We start from the raw sequence: 15,250 nt of genomic DNA on the forward strand, positions 1-15,250 counted from the left end.
ACGAGCGGATGTTAGTCGGGAAAGGGAGCCAATTCGACAGTTGGATTCGAAAATTCGCCGCACACATGCCGGTCATGAGCAGAAAAGACCGACTCAACGACACCTTTCACAGCGATTCGAAGGCCTATGCGCATCTGCGTAATCTCGACCCAGAAATGCCGGACCATGTCTGGTCGGTGATCATCCGGTATCGCCCACAGCTTTCTGAGGTTCAGTGGGTAGCCGTCCGAGAGTTCACGCTCACGAATGTCATCCTGATGAACCCGCGAACCTTTGAGAGCGCACGCCGGCTGATGACCATGACGGCAAGGTTCACCGCGTGGGTGTGGGCGGCCACGGGTACTGAACTGACCGCGCCGCGCGTGTACACGCAGAACCACGTCTACCGCTATTTGAACGCCTGCATGTCCGGACTTTCGGAGCCCCACCGGTGGGGTGTGGTCCGACAGCTTGGCGTTATCGCGGAAACGCTGGCTGACACTCAGGTGAAGCGCCTGCCTGCCCCGCACCTGCCCGGCCGCCGACCTTTCACCCTGTCCGAAGTCGCAACCATGCACAGCTGGGCGGGAACGCTCTCGACATCCTTGAAACGGCAGAACGCCTGGGGCATCCTCGGACTCGCCGGTGGCGCCGGTCTGCGCACCGAGGAAATCGCTGAAACTTGCGTACGAGACGTTGAGATCGTCGAGGGGCGAGTCCTCGTCAACGTCCGAGGCCGACGACCTCGACGTGTCCCGGTCATGCAGCCGTGGGACCGCACGATGCTTCGCGCCATCGAAGGACGCGCGCCCGATGCCTTTGTCTTTCATGGGTACCGTTTGGATGAATACCGGCCTCGCACCATACAGAGCTTCTTGACCGAGAACCCCGCTCGCGTGCGACCGACAGTCTCACGGCTGCGCAGCACCTGGATTATCGCCCACATTGACAACGGAATTCCGCTGAGCGTTCTAATGTCCGCCGCGGGCTTCCTCTCGCCTGGCAGCCTAGAGAAACACCTGAGGCATGCCAAGACACGCAACCTCGAGGACTTCACCGGCCTCCTCATCGGTCAGGTGGCAGCCCGATGAGCGCCGGCGCCCTTGGCTACGGATTCACAACTCTTGAGCCCGACCTTGGAGGGATGACGCAGGCCGAGGTTATGGGCCGCGGTCGCATTCCCGAGCCCATCGCCGATGACACGGTGAGCCTGATGGAAGCCCGCGTACGCAAAACGGGAGTCCTCGAGAAACTTCAAGAATGGCGGGCAGAAGACACAACGGCATTCAGCATCGGCGGGCGCCCATCCGTCATATCTGAACGAGCAGTACTTACCGGCATGCTGCTTCTGGCCAAAGAAGGCTCCCCCATGTTCCTGAGCAGGCTTCAGGAGATCTTCATGTCACGACTCAGCGATGCCTCTCGAGAACTCTTCGGCCTCGAACGTCCCATGACCGGCTTCATTGGACACGTCGGCGAACAGAGACGCTGGTATCACAACGTCAGCCGTGCCTTTCATCGCATGAACGACCTCATGGATCCCTTCCCACAGGAGCGTCGTTACTCGAAGACCTACACCGAAGTCCAAGCGATCCTCAAAGCCCACGACACGGACCTTGCCGACAAGCGCAAAGCCCGCCTTGATGAGTTCACCAAACTGTTCCTCGTGATGACCTTCAACGAGCAGCCCCGCAGCATCCGGCGCATCTCCGACACGGTCGATATATCCTTCGACCAGACCTTCGTGAAGACCCCGTCAACGAAGGGCTTCTCCCGGAAGACTCTGTCCGCACGCGTAGCTGAAGAAACAAAAACGGCAGACAAGCGGGTGCTGACGCCAGGACCAGTTGACGTTTTCGCCGGTTGGCACGTCGTCGGTGGCGACCGCACCGATGCACGCAAAGGCCAAGTCGATCTCACCGCTCCCAGCCCAAAGGGAAGTTCGATAAACTACCGGTGGGGGTGGGAAGCAAACATTGCCGTTCGGGTCGATTCCCAAGCTCCAGGCCAACACCGATTCCCTGCGCTCGCCGTCGCCGCGACCCTCAGCCTGCCAAACGTTCGGGTCGCTGAGGAAGCCGTCTCACTGATGCGCGCAGCGAAAGCCACAGGGCTCAAGCCCGGCATTCAACGAAGGCTTCACACCTTCGACGGACTACCGAATCGATCGACTCGGAGTCCAGGGCGGCGACCACGGCGCGGACTATATCGAAGGTGGTGCCTACTGCCCGGGCATGCCGAAGCCACTCAAGGACGCGACGAAAGAGTTACAGGGCGCAATCATCGATACGGCAACATATCGAGAGCGCATAAAGTCCCGCAAGGCGTTTCAACTCCACCGCAAAGAGAAGCCCGACGCCAAGGGTCGAATCGTGCTGCGCTGTCCCGCTTTGGGTCCAAGCCCAACCGTGACGTGCCCGCTCCGAGAACTTCTGAAGACAAAAGTTGTCGTAGACAAAGAACGACCCGCCGTCGACGGCGCAGACCTGCCGGACTTCGCGGACAAGATCTGTCAGCAGCACTCCGCTTCCTTCGACACCAAGAAGATTCGCCGGCAAGAGCAGGCATTCGACTACGGCACCCAGGAATGGGACGAGTTCCATACCCACGCCCGCAACTCCATCGAGTCGCTCAACGCCCAAGTCAAGGCTGGCGGCCGCGAAGATCTCGAATCCTCCAAACGACGCCTGGTACGCGGATTCGCCGCCGGCCAGATCATCGTCACGATACTGCTGACCAACTTCAACCTCCGCAAGATCGCCGCATTCATCAGCGACAAGATCAAAGAGGACGCCAAACGAGAAGCCAGCGGCGAACCCGCCATAGCCAAGATGCGCCGCCGCGACCGCGAGTGGCACAACGCTTACACCGGCACCTACCCGCCCGGAGTCCTCCCACCGGAGAAGCCCGAATCACGGGCGCCGTCCGATGAGACCGGTGGACCACCGCTGAGGACCTAGCGCCTCACGCGTCCCTGACACCGCCCGAGAGGGCAACACACCCGCGTTCCAAACAATCCGACGCGCCCGAAACCAGGCCATAACGGTCAAAGCAGTCCGGCTCTCGCCCGAAATAGAACAATCGCAGCTACAAACCGACGCGAAGCCCCCAGAAATACGAAATCGCTCCTGAGAATCCTCAGGAGCGATTTCTTTTGGGTAGTTTCGCGAACGGTTTCGCGATCGGCCCATCGGTCGGGCTGACAGGATTTGAACCTGCGACCCCCTGACCCCCAGTCAGGTGCGCTACCAAGCTGCGCTACAGCCCGATGTCTCCGCGCAGCTGGACCCTTCGGCAAGCTCAGGGACCGGTGTTGCGGAGGCAACTTGACTATCTTAGCGTGTCCGCGGGAGCGGCTCGATACGCGCGTTCCTCGGTACTCGACCAGTGAAAGAGCGTGCGCTACGCGAGTATCTCGTCGAAGAAGGCGAGCATGGCGCGCCAGGCGCGGGCATCCGCCGCGGGCCGGAAGTTCTGACCGGGCACGGTGAACGCGTGCGGGGCACCGCTGTAGCTCGTGACCTGCCAGTCGATGGTGGGCACGGCACGCAGCTCATCCTGGAAGGCGGCCACGGCGGCATCCGGCACCACGGGGTCTGCTCCCCCAGTGAGAACCAGCAGCTTCGCGCGAATCGCCTCGGCATCGCTTGGATCGTGGGTGATCAGGCCGCCGTGCAGGCTGACCACGCCGCGCACCTCGGCACCCGTGCGTGCGAACTCGAGAGCCGCGGTGCCTCCGAAGCAGTAGCCGATGACGGCCAGGCGTGACGGGTCGACCGCCGGATTCGCCGCCAGCTCGTCGAGGCCCGCCACCACGCGCGCTCGCAGCAGAGGCAGATTGCCGTAGTACTCATGCGCTACGACTGACGCCTCCTCGCCCTGGGGGCGGATGCCGCGTCCATAAATGTCCGCGGCCAACGCCACGTATCCCAGCCGCGCGAGCATCTCGGCACGCATGCGCACCGTGTCGCCCACACCGTACCAGTCGTGCACAATCAGGATGCCGGGGCGCAGGCCGTCGGCGGCGGAATCGTATGCGAGGTAGCCCTCGAGCTCGGTGCCGTCGTGGGTGTAGGCGACATCGGCGGTTTCGATGCGGGACTCGAGCGGGAGCGGAACGGTGGCGAGGAGGGTTTCGTGGGCGGGCGAAAGAGTCATGGTTTCACTTTAGGCTCGTGAGTGAGGCGTGGCGCGGTTTCGAGACGCTCGTGCCTCGCTCCTCAACCAGCGGTAGTGAGGTGCTCGAGCAGCCAGCCGGTTCCCCGGGTGGTGGCGCCCAGCGCCTCGACGCGGGTGCGCAGTTCGCGGTCGGAGGTGACCACGATCACGTCGGATGTGCTCGCGCGCAGCTCGCGCGCAGCATCCACTATCGCGTCGTCGCCGCTGTGGGCGGCGCGCACGATACGCAACGCCGAATCGGCGGGCGCGGCCGCCTCGCGCGCCTGTCCCTCCACCACGAGCACGAACTCGGGCCACCAGTGATGCTGCGGCAGACCCAGCGACGACGCTGCCACACCGGATGCGATCAGCCGGTCCAGCTGCACCGCCAGCCTTTCCGCAGCTCCGCGGCGATCCTTCCACCAGCCGTCGGGGCGCGAACCGACCACATTCGCCGCATCGACCACTATCACCACGCGACGATCCAGTTCCACGCGCAGCGACGGCCAGGACGCTGCGAAGCCGGGGTGCAGCGGCAAGCCGCCCACGGCATCCGTCGGCACCCAGCTGAGCGCAATGCTCTCGGGGTCGCTGATCACGGCGTCGAAGGGGTGCACGACGCGGGCAACGGCGGTCGTGTACGACCAGTAGCCGAGATCGAGAAGCGAGGTGAAACCCAGTTCGAGCGCGCCCTCGGGAACGCCGGCCTCTTCATTCGCCTCGCGCAGCGCGCCGTGCACGGCAGACTCGCCCTGGTGCCGCGCCCCACCGGGCAACCCCCACGTGCCGCCGAAGTGGCTCCATTCGGCACGATGCTGCAGCAGGATGCCCCGGGCCGGGTCATGCGCGAGCAGCCCGGCGGCGCCGAAGCGGCCCCAGAACTTGCGTCCGTCTGGGCCCTCCACCCAAGCGTCGCCGGGGTCGCGGGGGCCGTGTGGTCGATACGCGTTACCGGGCACGGGCGCGGGCATGGGCGCGGGCGGATCGGTCACGGTTCCAGACTATGCCCGGTCGAACCCCATGCCGGTTGAGGAGAGGTCGAGGAACGAGGCCTCGTCTCGAAACCGCAGGCCGCGCGGCGGGGTTTCGAGACGCTCGTTCCTCGCTCCTCAACCAGCGGAATGCTAGCGCTGGCGCTTCTCGCGCACGCGCATGTTGAGCACGATCGGGGTGCCCTCGAAGCCGTAAATCTCGCGCAGGCGACGCTGAATGTACCTGCGGTAGCCGGGGTCGAGGAATCCGGTGGTGAACACCACGAACGTCGGCGGCCGGGTCGAGGCCTGCGTGCCGAACAGAATGCGCGGCTGCTTGCCGCCACGCACGGGGTGCGGATGCGCCGCCGTGAGTTCGGCAAGAAAAGCGTTGAACTTGCCCGTGGCGATGCGGGTGTCCCACGACTCGAGCGCGAGCTCGAGAGCCGGAACCAGCTTCTCCATGTGCCGACCGGTCTTGGCCGAGATGTTCACCCGCGGCGCCCACGCCACATGCGCAAGATCCTGTTCGATCTCCCGCTCCAGGTAACGGCGACGCTCGTCGTCGAGCAGATCCCACTTGTTGAACGCGAGCACGAGCGCGCGGCCCGACTCGAGCACGAGGTCGATGATGCGCACATCCTGCTCGCTGATCGGCTCGCTCACGTCGAGCAGCACGACGGCAACCTCGGCCTTCTCCAGCGCGGCCCGCGTGCGCAGCGAGGCATAGAAGTCGGCCCCCTGCTGCAGGTGAACACGACGACGGATGCCCGCGGTGTCGACGAAGCGCCACACCTTGCCCGCGAGCTCCACCTGTTCGTCCACGGGGTCACGCGTGGTGCCGGCCATCTCGTTGACGACCACCCGTTCCTCGCCCACGGCCTTGTTGAGCAGGCTGGACTTGCCCACGTTGGGGCGGCCGAGAATAGCGACGCGACGCGGCCCGCCAACCTCCTGCGGGGCCACGGCCGAGACCTCGGGCAGCGACTTCATGATGAGGTCGAGCATGTCTGCGACACCGCGACCGTGCACGGCCGAGACCGGCATGGGCTCGCCGAGGCCGAGCGACCACAGCCCGGCGGCGTTCGGCTCCTGGCGCACATCGTCCACCTTGTTGGCGGCGAGAAAGACGGGTCGCTTGGTCTTGCGCAGCAGTCGCACCACGTGCTCGTCGGTCGAGGTGGCGCCCACGTTGGCATCGACCACGAAGAGCACCGCGTCGGCCAGATCGATGGCTATCTCGGCCTGCAGCGCCACGGATGCGTCGATGCCCTTGGCGTCGGGCTCCCAGCCACCGGTGTCGACGATGGTGAACCGGCGTCCGTTCCACTCCGCCTGGTAGTTCACGCGGTCGCGAGTCACGCCGGGGGTGTCCTCCACGACGGCCTCGCGGCGGCCCAGAATGCGGTTGACGAGCGCGGACTTGCCCACGTTCGGTCGGCCCACGATGGCCAGCACGGGCAGCGCGGGCAGATAGGTGATGGCATCCGGATCCTCGGTTGCGGCATCGAGCAGCGCGCGGTCCTCGTCGCCGAGGTCGTAGTCCTCCAGGCCGCTGCGCAGCGCTGCGGCGCGGCTGGTGGCGAGTTCCTCGTCCAGTGCGCCGAGTCGTTCGACGAGCGCGTCATCGAGCTCGGGAATCTGGTCCGGATCGGTTTCGTGGGGCATGATGTCTCTCTTAAGGGGATTTCGCGTAGGTCTCGATACGCTCGGCTTCGCGCGAACTACTCGACCACCGGGCGGGAAGAAGTGATGACCTCGACGACCGCATCCACGGTCTGATCGAAGTCGAGCTCGGTCGAATCAACGGTGACGACACCGTCTGCGGCATTCATGAAATCGACCACCCGCGAGTCGGCCTGGTCGCGTGAACGGAGCTGCTCGCCGACGGCAACGGCGGAGTGCCCCGTCAATTCAGCGGAACGCCTGGCCATTCTAACCTCTTCGGATGCCGTCAGCAGTATGCGCACCGGCGCATCGGGCGCCACCACCGTCGTGATGTCCCGCCCCTCCACCACGATCCCTGCCTCGTGAACGGATGCCATGATGCGGCGAAACAGCGCCGTCAGGCTCTCGCGCACCTGCGGCACCCGCGCCACGCTGCTTACCACGGCCGAGATCGCGGGCTCGCGAATCGCCTCCGTCACGTCGCGTTCCCCGACCAGCACGCGGTAACCATCGGGGTCGGTGCCGATGCGGTAATCGAAGTCGGGCAGCGCATCGACCACGCTCGGGGCATCCGACGGCTCGATCGAGCGGGCCGTGACATACCAGGCCAGCGCGCGGTAGGCGGCACCCGTGTCAAGGTAGGCATAACCGAGGCGGCGCGCTGCCGCCTTACTCACGCTCGACTTGCCGCTGCCCGCGGGGCCGTCGACGGCAACGACTACAGGAGCCGCGCCCTCGGAAACGACGGGGATCACGACAGGCGTGACTATCGGAACGATGTTGGGAATACTCATGATCCTGCGATCCTCCAGCCTCGGCTCGACAGTTCATCGATTGTTCGCCGCTGCGCCTCGGGCAGCACCGCGATCTCGGCGAGGCCGATCTGGGCGCCGGGAGAGTGCTCCAGGCGCAGGTCTTCCAGGTTCACGCCGATCTCACCCATCTCGGTGAACAGGCGCCCGAGCTCGCCCGGCTTGTCGTCCACCATCACGACAACCTGCGAGAAGCGGTGCTCCTGGCCATGCTTGCCCGGCAGGCGGGTGACGCCGGAGTTTCCGGCGGCCAGCTCTTCGGCGAGCGCGCGCCGGGCCCCGGGTGCCTCCGGCTCGTCGAGCGCCGCAAGCACCTGGTCGAGGTCGTCGCGGTATGCACGCAGAATCTCGACGACAGCCGGCGCGTTGGCTCCGAGAATCTGCACCCACAGCTCCGGCTCGCTGGCGGCGATGCGGGTCACATCGCGCAGGCCCTGGCCGGCCAGGGCGAGCGCGGCATCCGAGGAGCCGGCGAGGCGCTTGGCCATGAGCGTGGAGACGATTTGGGGGGTGTGCGACACCAGCGCGACGGCCGCGTCATGCGCAACCGTGTTCATCTCCACGGGCGTGGCGCCGAGATCCAGAATCAGCGACTCCACCAGGCTCACGCGGGTGCGCGAAAGTTCGGGGCGCGTGCAGACGACCCACGGCCGCCCCACAAAGAGGTCGGCGCGCCCCGAGATCGCTCCCCCGCGCTCACGGCCGGCCAGCGGATGCGAGCCCACGTAGCGATCCAGCAGGGCACCGGATGCCTGCAGTTCTTCATACGGCGCAACCTTCACACTCGCGACATCCGTCACCACGGCGTGCGGATGCGCGGCCAACTCCGCGGCAACAACGCTCGCGGTCAGATCCGGCGGAACGCACACCACCACGAGCACGGGCTCATCGGCTGCGGTCTCCCGCCGCCCCGCCCCGTAGTCGATGGCGAGCCTCAGATTCGCCGGGGACGCATCCGCGAGCACAACGTCGACGCCGCGCGCACGCAGCCCAAGCCCAATGCTGGCACCGAGCAGGCCTGCGCCGACCACGCGCACCTGGCCCGCAAGCCGGGAGGTGTTCTCGACCACGATGCCCCTCTTCGTTTCGTTTCTGAAAGTTGCCGTCTTCGACCGCGAGAGCAGTATCGCGGCGATGCGCTTATTCCGTTGGCGCGGCGCCATCCTGCCGTGAAATCGTGAGCAATTCGCCGAGTTCTACCTTAGTCAGATCCCTCGTGTGCCCCGCCTGCAGCGTGCCCAGGTGCAACGGGCCGAACTGCCTGCGCACCAACTCCGAGACCGGATGCCCCACTTCGGCAAGCATGCGCCGCACGATGCGATTGCGGCCGGAATGCAGCGTGATCTCCACCATGCTGCCCCTGCCATCTGCGCTGCGCGACAGCATGCGCGCCTTGTCCGCCACGATCGGCCCGTCGTCGAGCTCGATGCCCTTCGTGAGCCGGGCTATCGTCTGGGGCGAGACGGTGCCACTCACGCGGGCGATGTACGTCTTCATTACCCCGAACGACGGATGCGCGAGTACATGAGCCAGGCCGCCGTCATTCGTGAGCAGCAACAGCCCCGAGGTCTCGGCATCCAGCCGCCCCACGTTGAAGAGTCGTTCCTCGAACGCGTCGGTGAAGCGCCGCAGATCGGGCCGCTCCTGCTCGTCGTGCAGCGAACTGACGATGCCGACGGGCTTGTTCAGCATCACGTAACGGCGTGTCTGGTCAAGCTGTACGGCAATGCCGTCCACCGAGAGCAGGTCGACGCTCGGATCGATGCGCCGCCCCGGCTCGTCGACCACGGCGCCGTTCACGCGCACGCGGCGCTGGGCGATCATCTCCTCGGAGACCCGGCGACTCGCCACGCCCGCGGCGGCCATCACCTTCTGCAGGCGCTCGCCCTCGGGCTTGGCGTGAGCATCGTCGCCTGATGTCCCGTTATTTGACGTCACCGTCGAATCCTTCCGCGCCGTCGGCAAGCAACGGCGAAATGTGCGGCAGCTCGTCTATCGAGTTGATGCCGAGCTGAGTGAGCAGCAGATCCGTCGTGCCGTAGTTGATGGCGCCGGTCTCGCTGTCGGTGAAGAGCTCCGTGATGAGACCGCGGCCGGCGAGCGTGCGCACCACCGAATCCACGTTCACGGCGCGAATGGACGCAATGGACCCACGGCTGATCGGCTGTTTGTAGGCGATCACGGCGAGCGTCTCGAGCGCCGCCTGCGACAGTCTCGACGGGTTCTGGCTGAGCACGAAGTCGGCAACCACGGCGTCATAGTCCTCGCGCACGTAAATGCGCCAGCCGCCCCCCACCTCACGCAGTTCGAAACCGCGGCGGATCGCGCCGTTCTCGCCGTCGAAGTCGGCCACGAGGGTGTCTATCGCCTGGCGCACGGCCGCAACCGGGCTTCCGAGCGCGGTGGCAAGGCTCACGAGGCTTTGCGGCTCGTCGCTGACCATGAGAATGGCCTCGAGCGCGCGGTGGATGTCGTGCGTGGCCGCGGCGGGCGCATCCGGCTCTGTCAGGCCGTTCACTGTGGTGTCATCCGTCACCGTGTCATCCGTCACTGCGTCATCCGTCATAGTCGGCCCCCAGATTGGCGAGGTTCTCTTCGCTGAATTGTTCGGCGCTCCAGCGCACGGTCAGCTCCCCGAGCGGCTCGAGTTGCTCGAATGAGACCGCCGCATGGCGATAGAGCTCGAGCACCGCCAAAAACCGCGCGACCACGACGCCCTTCTGCTCGGCGCCGGCAATGAGCTGCCGAAAGCTCAGCGGCTCCCCCGCGCGCAGCATCGCCACGATGAGCGCCGCCTGCTCACGGATGCTGACGAGCGGCGCGTGCAGGTGGTCCAGCCCCACCATCGGAATCTCCCGTGGCGTCAGGGCGAGAGTGGCAAGGGCGGCGAAGTCGTCGAGCGTGAGCGTCCACACCAGCTCGGGGGTGCGCTGCCGGTACTTGTCTTCCAGCCGCACCGAACGCGTGTGCCGCGTCGATTCGGCATCGAGGCCGGTGGCAAACCACGCGGATGCCTCCTTGAAGGCCCGATACTGCAGCAACCGGGCGAACAGCAGGTCCCGTGCCTCGAGCAGCGCCACGTCTTCGGCGTCGACGAGCTCGCCCTGCGGCAGCAACCCGGCAACCTTGAGGTCGAGCAGGGTCGCTGCCACGACAAGGAATTCGCTCGCCTCGTCGAGATTCTCTTCGGCGTCGAGCGTGCGCAGATGGGCGATGAACTCGTCGGTGACGCGACTGAGCGAGATCTCCGTGATATCGAGTTCATGCTTGGAGATCAGGGAGAGCAACAGGTCGAACGGGCCCTGAAAGTTGCCGAGATCGACGCGGAACGCCCGCTCATGGACGACCGGTTCCTGCGTCTGCGCCGGCTCCTGCATGTGCCTAGGCGACGGCGCCGCGCGCAATCAGTTCCCTGGCAAGTTGACGGTAGGCCTTGGAGGCCTGGTGCTCCGGTGCGAACTGGGTGATGGGCATCGCCGCAACGGAGGCATCCGGAAATTTCACGGTGCGTGAGATCACGGTCTCCAGCACGCGGTCACCGAAGGCATCCACGACGCGCTCCAGCACCTCGCGCGAGTGCAGCGTGCGGGAGTCGTACATGGTGGCCAGAATGCCGTCGAGCTCGATCACCGGGTTCAGCCGGTCCTTGACCTTCTCGATGGTCTCCACGAGCAGGGCAACGCCGCGCAGTGCGAAGAACTCGCATTCCAGCGGAATCAGTACGCCGTGGGCGGCGGTCAGCGCGTTCACGGTGAGGATGCCCAGCGAGGGCTGGCAGTCGATGAGAATGACGTCGTAGTCGTTCACGACCTTGCGCAGCACTCCGGCCAGAATCTGCTCACGGGCCACCTCATTGACCAGATGCACCTCGGCGGCAGAAAGGTCGATGTTGGCGGGAATCACGTCGAGGTTGGGAACGCTGGTGTGCTGAATGGCATCGGAGGGACTCTTCGTGCGCGACAGCAGCAGATCGTAGATAGTGGTCACGTCGTGGGTCTGCACTCCGAGCCCGGCCGACAGTGCACCCTGCGGATCGAAGTCAATGGCCAGAACCCGGCGCCCGCATTCGGCGATGGCCGCGCCGAGGTTGATGCTCGTGGTGGTCTTGCCCACGCCGCCCTTCTGGTTGCAGAGGGCGATGATGCGGGCCGGCCCGTGTGATTTCAACGGCTTGGGATCGGCGAATTCACGCAGTGCCCGGCCGGTCGGCCCGAGCCGCGGGCCCGAGGCGGCCTCGTCGAAGCCCGGAAGTTCAGTTCGCGTTTCTGATTTGCGCGCCACCTGCTTGATCCCCCGCTTTCCTTCTGTGCTACACACGGAATCCCGCGCAACTGAGTCTAACCAACCCTCCGGCCCGCACCCGCGCGCACCGCCGTGCGCCCTTAGCTCCAGCGCGCACGGGGGTGCGCCTGCGTGTACATGTCGCGCAAGGTATCCGCCGTCACGAGCGTGTAGATCTGGGTCGTGGCCACCGAGGAGTGCCCGAGCAGTTCCTGCACGACCCGCACATCCGCGCCGTTGGCCACCAGGTGCGTGGCAAAGGAGTGCCGCAGGGTGTGCGGCGAAACCTCGATGCCGAGGTGAGCGCGCTCGGCCGCCGCCCTGATGATGAGCCAGGCGTTCTGCCGTGAGACCCGTTGGCCGCGCATCCCGAGAAAGAGCGCGGGCGTTGCCGCACCGCGCGCCGACAGCAGCGGCCTCACCCGCACGAGATACGCGTCTATCGCGGTCCTCGCGTAGCTGCCGAGTGGCACGATGCGCTGCTTGCTGCCCTTGCCGGTCAGCCGCACGACGTCCTCGTCTATCACGTCGTCGACGTTCAGGTCCACGGCCTCGCTCACGCGCGCTCCCGTGGCGTAGAGCAACTCGAGCAGCGCCTTGTCGCGAATCTGACGGGGTTCGTCTCCGTCAGTCGCCGCCAGCAGCGCCTGCACCTGCTCGATCGAGATCGCCTTCGGCAGCCGGGTGCCGGTCTTCGGCGGCTTCGTCTCGCGCGAGACGTCTTCTGAGACGAGCCCCTCCTCGAGCATGAAGCGATGCAATCCGCGCACGGTAGAAAGCATCCGCGCCATCGACGAGGCGGTCAGCGGTGATTCGATGCGCGTGGCCAGGTGACGGGCGAAGTCAGCCACGACGCTCATCGTCACCTGCGACGGCACCTCGATGCCCTGGCTTTCGAGCCAGCGCACATACGTCGCCAGATCGCGGCGATAGGCGGCAACCGTGTTGCGCGAAAGCCCGCGTTCGATCGAGACATGCCGCAGATACGAGTCAACGGCGGTCTCGATGCCCGTCATGACTGCGCGGCCCACCTCGGATGCCGCGGCCAGGCGCTGTCGGCATCTGCGAGGTTCTGCCATCCCCGCTCGCGCGACGCGAGCGCCGCGAGCACGCCGATGGAGAGCGACGGGTTCTGCACGCGCCTGGCGAGAACTGCGTCGACGACCTCGTCGAGAGCAACCCAGCGCACCTCGATGTCTGCCTCCTCCTCGGTACGCTCGAACGCTCGCTCTGTGGGCTTCAGATCGCGGGCCAGGTACACCCGAATGACCTCGTTGCTGCCGCCCGGGCTCGTGTAAAACTCGCTCAGCACGTCCCAGCGCGCCGCCGTGAGATCGGCCTCCTCTGCCAACTCCCGTTTGGCCGCCTCGAGTGGCGGTTCGTCGCCCACGTCGAGCAGGCCCGCCGGAATCTCCCAGGCACGGTGACGCACCGGATGCCGGTACTGCCTGATCAGCAGAACCCGATCCTTGTCGTCGAGTGCCAGAATCGCAACCGCGCCGGTGTGGTCGACATAGTCGCGAGTGACCGCGTGCCCGTTGTAGTCGAAGACGTCACTCGTCACATTCCAGACGCGCCCGGCGAAGACCGTCTCGCGCTCGAGAATCTCCACGGAGGCGGGCTCGTCGCGCAGAAGCAGGCCCTCCGAGCCCACGGGCTCAGGCATCCTCGTCTTCCTTCACCTCGAACAACCGGCTGGCCTGCTGGCGGTCGAGCGCGGCTCCGACCAGCCCGCGGAACAGCGGATGCGCGTGATTCGGCCGTGAACGCAACTCCGGATGCGCCTGCGTGCCCACGTAGAACGGGTGCACCTCGCGCGGCAACTCCACATACTCCACGAGGCTTCCATCCGGCGAGGTGCCCGAGAACTGCAACCCTGCCTCGGCGATCTGCGCGCGATACGTGTTGTTCACTTCGTAGCGGTGCCGGTGGCGCTCAGACGCCTCGGGTGCGCCATACAGTTCGGCAACGATGGAGCCCTCGTCGAACCGTGCCGGGTACAGCCCCAGGCGCATGGTGCCACCGAGGTCGCCGCCCGCGATGATCTCGACCTGCTCTGCCATCGTGGCAATCACCGGGTACTGCGTGTCAGGGTCGAACTCCGACGACGATGCGCCCTCAAGCCCCGCCTCGTTGCGCGCGTATTCGATTACCATGCATTGCAGGCCGAGGCACAGCCCCAGGGTCGGAATGTCGTTCTCACGCGCGAACCGCAGCGCCCCGAGTTTGCCCTCGATCCCCCGGATGCCGAAACCTCCGGGCACGCAGATGCCGTCGACCTCGGAGAGCGCCTTGGCGCGCCCCTCCGGGGTCTCGCACTCGTCGGAGGCGATCCACTTCAGGTGCACCTTGGTGTGGTGGGCGAATCCGCCGGCTCGCAGCGCCTCGGTCACCGAGAGGTAGGCATCCGGCAGATCGATGTACTTGCCGACGAGGCCGATCGTCACCTCGTGCTTGGGGTCATGTACGACCTGCAGCAGCTCGTCCCAGCTTGAACGGTCGAGCTCCCCGGGTGCCAGATCCAGCTGCTGGATGATGTAGTCGTCGAGCTGCTGGTCATGCAGCGTGGTGGGAATGTCGTAGATGCTCGGCAGGTCCACCGTGTTGATCACGGCCTGCTCGTCGACGTCGCACATGAGCGCGATCTTGCGCTTGTTCGACTCGGAGACGGGGCGGTCGCTGCGCAGCACCAGCGCATCCGGCTGAATACCGAGCGAGCGCAGAGCCGCAACGGAGTGCTGGGTGGGCTTCGTCTTCTGCTCGCCGGAGGCGTTCATGAACGGCACGAGTGAGACGTGCACGAAGAAGCAGTTCTGGCGCCCGAGTTCGTGGCGCACCTGCCGGGCTGCCTCGATGAACGGCTGGGACTCGATGTCGCCGACCGTGCCGCCCACCTCGGTGATGATCACATCGGGCTGCGGGTCCTCGGTGGCCTGCAGGCGCATCCGCCGCTTGATCTCGTCGGTGATGTGCGGAATGACCTGCACCGTGTCGCCGAGGTATTCGCCGCGGCGTTCCTTCGCTATCACCTGCGAATAGATCTGCCCGGTCGTCACATTCGCGGCCTGCGTGAGGTTGATGTCGAGGAAGCGCTCGTAGTGACCGATGTCGAGGTCGGTCTCCGCTCCGTCGTCGGTCACGAAGACCTCGCCGTGCTGAAACGGGTTCATCGTGCCCGGGTCGACGTTGAGATAGGGATCGAGCTTCTGCATCACGACGCGGATGCCGCGCGCGGTCAGAAGATTGCCGAGACTGGCGGCGGTCAGCCCCTTGCCCAACGACGAAACGACACCACCTGTCACGAAAATGTGTTTGGTGATGCCGTTTTTTGTACCCGTGTTATTGATGTCCGCCACGGGCTTTCATACTATCAGCACTCGA

14 protein-coding genes and 1 tRNA gene are annotated in these 15,250 nt (G+C 65.6%); 2 read left to right on the plus strand and 13 right to left on the minus strand.

The window, feature by feature from the left end; all coding sequences use genetic code 11:
• Window positions 1-74: 74 nt before the first annotated feature.
• Window positions 75-1,070 carry a hypothetical protein gene (locus ASC63_RS14675; protein WP_162242909.1) on the plus strand — a complete coding sequence of 332 codons (996 nt, stop codon included), beginning with the start codon at window positions 75-77 and terminating at the stop codon, window positions 1,068-1,070.
• A 1,143-nt stretch (window positions 1,071-2,213) separates the two neighbouring features.
• Window positions 2,214-2,939: a hypothetical protein gene (locus ASC63_RS14685; protein WP_055816009.1), complete on the plus strand. Its 726-nt coding sequence runs from the start codon at window positions 2,214-2,216 to the stop codon at window positions 2,937-2,939.
• 234 nt (window positions 2,940-3,173) lie between these two features.
• Here ASC63_RS14685 and ASC63_RS14690 read toward each other — a convergent pair.
• The 13 genes from ASC63_RS14690 to ASC63_RS14750 all read right to left on the minus strand — a co-directional run bounded on the left by ASC63_RS14690 (window position 3,174) and on the right by ASC63_RS14750 (window position 15,225).
• Window positions 3,174-3,247: transfer RNA gene (locus ASC63_RS14690), tRNA-Pro, on the minus strand.
• 134 nt (window positions 3,248-3,381) lie between these two features.
• Complete coding sequence (locus ASC63_RS14695) at window positions 3,382-4,137, minus strand: dienelactone hydrolase family protein (RefSeq protein WP_055816012.1); 756 nt, start codon at window positions 4,135-4,137, stop codon at window positions 3,382-3,384.
• 62 nt (window positions 4,138-4,199) lie between these two features.
• A complete protein-coding gene (locus ASC63_RS14700; RefSeq protein ID WP_055816603.1) occupies window positions 4,200-5,108 on the minus strand; it encodes an NUDIX domain-containing protein in 909 nt (302 codons plus the stop codon).
• Between the two features lie 153 nt (window positions 5,109-5,261).
• Window positions 5,262-6,776, minus strand: coding sequence for a ribosome biogenesis GTPase Der (der, locus tag ASC63_RS14705; RefSeq protein ID WP_055816015.1), 1,515 nt, complete (start codon window positions 6,774-6,776; stop codon window positions 5,262-5,264).
• Window positions 6,777-6,832: 56 nt separating this feature from the next.
• Window positions 6,833-7,570, minus strand: coding sequence for a (d)CMP kinase (gene cmk / locus ASC63_RS14710; protein ID WP_082487897.1), 738 nt, complete (start codon window positions 7,568-7,570; stop codon window positions 6,833-6,835).
• Entirely contained in the window at window positions 7,567-8,658 is a 1,092-nt protein-coding gene (locus ASC63_RS14715; protein ID WP_055816607.1) for a prephenate dehydrogenase, read from the minus strand. The genes cmk and ASC63_RS14715 overlap by 4 nt, the downstream gene beginning before the upstream one ends.
• A 70-nt stretch (window positions 8,659-8,728) precedes the next feature.
• Window positions 8,729-9,526, minus strand: a complete 798-nt coding sequence (locus ASC63_RS14720) for a pseudouridine synthase (RefSeq protein ID WP_268765207.1) — start codon at window positions 9,524-9,526, stop codon at window positions 8,729-8,731.
• The gene (gene scpB / locus ASC63_RS14725) at window positions 9,513-10,154 is read right to left on the minus strand and encodes an SMC-Scp complex subunit ScpB (RefSeq protein WP_082487899.1); all 642 of its coding nucleotides are present in this window, start codon (window positions 10,152-10,154) and stop codon (window positions 9,513-9,515) included. The genes ASC63_RS14720 and scpB overlap by 14 nt, the downstream gene beginning before the upstream one ends.
• A complete protein-coding gene (locus tag ASC63_RS14730; RefSeq protein ID WP_055816018.1) occupies window positions 10,144-10,965 on the minus strand; it encodes a segregation and condensation protein A in 822 nt (273 codons plus the stop codon). The genes scpB and ASC63_RS14730 overlap by 11 nt, the downstream gene beginning before the upstream one ends.
• Window positions 10,966-10,969: 4 nt before the next feature.
• The gene (locus ASC63_RS14735) at window positions 10,970-11,869 is read right to left on the minus strand and encodes a ParA family protein (protein ID WP_055816022.1); all 900 of its coding nucleotides are present in this window, start codon (window positions 11,867-11,869) and stop codon (window positions 10,970-10,972) included.
• A 101-nt stretch (window positions 11,870-11,970) separates the two neighbouring features.
• The gene (gene xerD, locus ASC63_RS14740; protein WP_055816025.1) at window positions 11,971-12,885 is read right to left on the minus strand and encodes a site-specific tyrosine recombinase XerD; all 915 of its coding nucleotides are present in this window, start codon (window positions 12,883-12,885) and stop codon (window positions 11,971-11,973) included.
• On the minus strand, window positions 12,882-13,535 hold the full coding sequence (locus ASC63_RS14745) for an NUDIX domain-containing protein (protein WP_055816028.1): 654 nt from the start codon (window positions 13,533-13,535) through the stop codon (window positions 12,882-12,884). Before ASC63_RS14745 ends, xerD begins: the two co-directional genes overlap by 4 nt.
• Window positions 13,528-15,225 (minus strand): CTP synthase, encoded by a 1,698-nt coding sequence (locus ASC63_RS14750; protein WP_055816030.1) that lies wholly within the window; start codon window positions 15,223-15,225, stop codon window positions 13,528-13,530. The genes ASC63_RS14745 and ASC63_RS14750 overlap by 8 nt, the downstream gene beginning before the upstream one ends.
• Window positions 15,226-15,250 lie beyond the last annotated feature (25 nt).

It is taken from the genome of Leifsonia sp. Root112D2, from assembly GCF_001424905.1.
Taxonomy (GTDB): Bacteria; Actinomycetota; Actinomycetes; order Actinomycetales; family Microbacteriaceae; genus Root112D2.

Coding starts and splice junctions, on each gene's coding strand:
- ASC63_RS14675 (WP_162242909.1), top strand. CDS start 75: ATGAGCAGAAAAGACCGACTCAACGACACCTTTCACAGCGATTCGAAG.
- ASC63_RS14685 (WP_055816009.1), top strand. CDS start 2,214: ATGCCGAAGCCACTCAAGGACGCGACGAAAGAGTTACAGGGCGCAATC.
- ASC63_RS14695 (WP_055816012.1), bottom strand. CDS start 4,137: ATGACTCTTTCGCCCGCCCACGAAACCCTCCTCGCCACCGTTCCGCTC.
- ASC63_RS14700 (WP_055816603.1), bottom strand. CDS start 5,108: ATGCCCGCGCCCGTGCCCGGTAACGCGTATCGACCACACGGCCCCCGC.
- der (WP_055816015.1), bottom strand. CDS start 6,776: ATGCCCCACGAAACCGATCCGGACCAGATTCCCGAGCTCGATGACGCG.
- cmk (WP_082487897.1), bottom strand. CDS start 7,570: ATGAGTATTCCCAACATCGTTCCGATAGTCACGCCTGTCGTGATCCCC.
- scpB (WP_082487899.1), bottom strand. CDS start 10,154: ATGACGGATGACGCAGTGACGGATGACACGGTGACGGATGACACCACA.
- ASC63_RS14730 (WP_055816018.1), bottom strand. CDS start 10,965: ATGCAGGAGCCGGCGCAGACGCAGGAACCGGTCGTCCATGAGCGGGCG.
- xerD (WP_055816025.1), bottom strand. CDS start 12,885: ATGACGGGCATCGAGACCGCCGTTGACTCGTATCTGCGGCATGTCTCG.
- ASC63_RS14745 (WP_055816028.1), bottom strand. CDS start 13,535: ATGCCTGAGCCCGTGGGCTCGGAGGGCCTGCTTCTGCGCGACGAGCCC.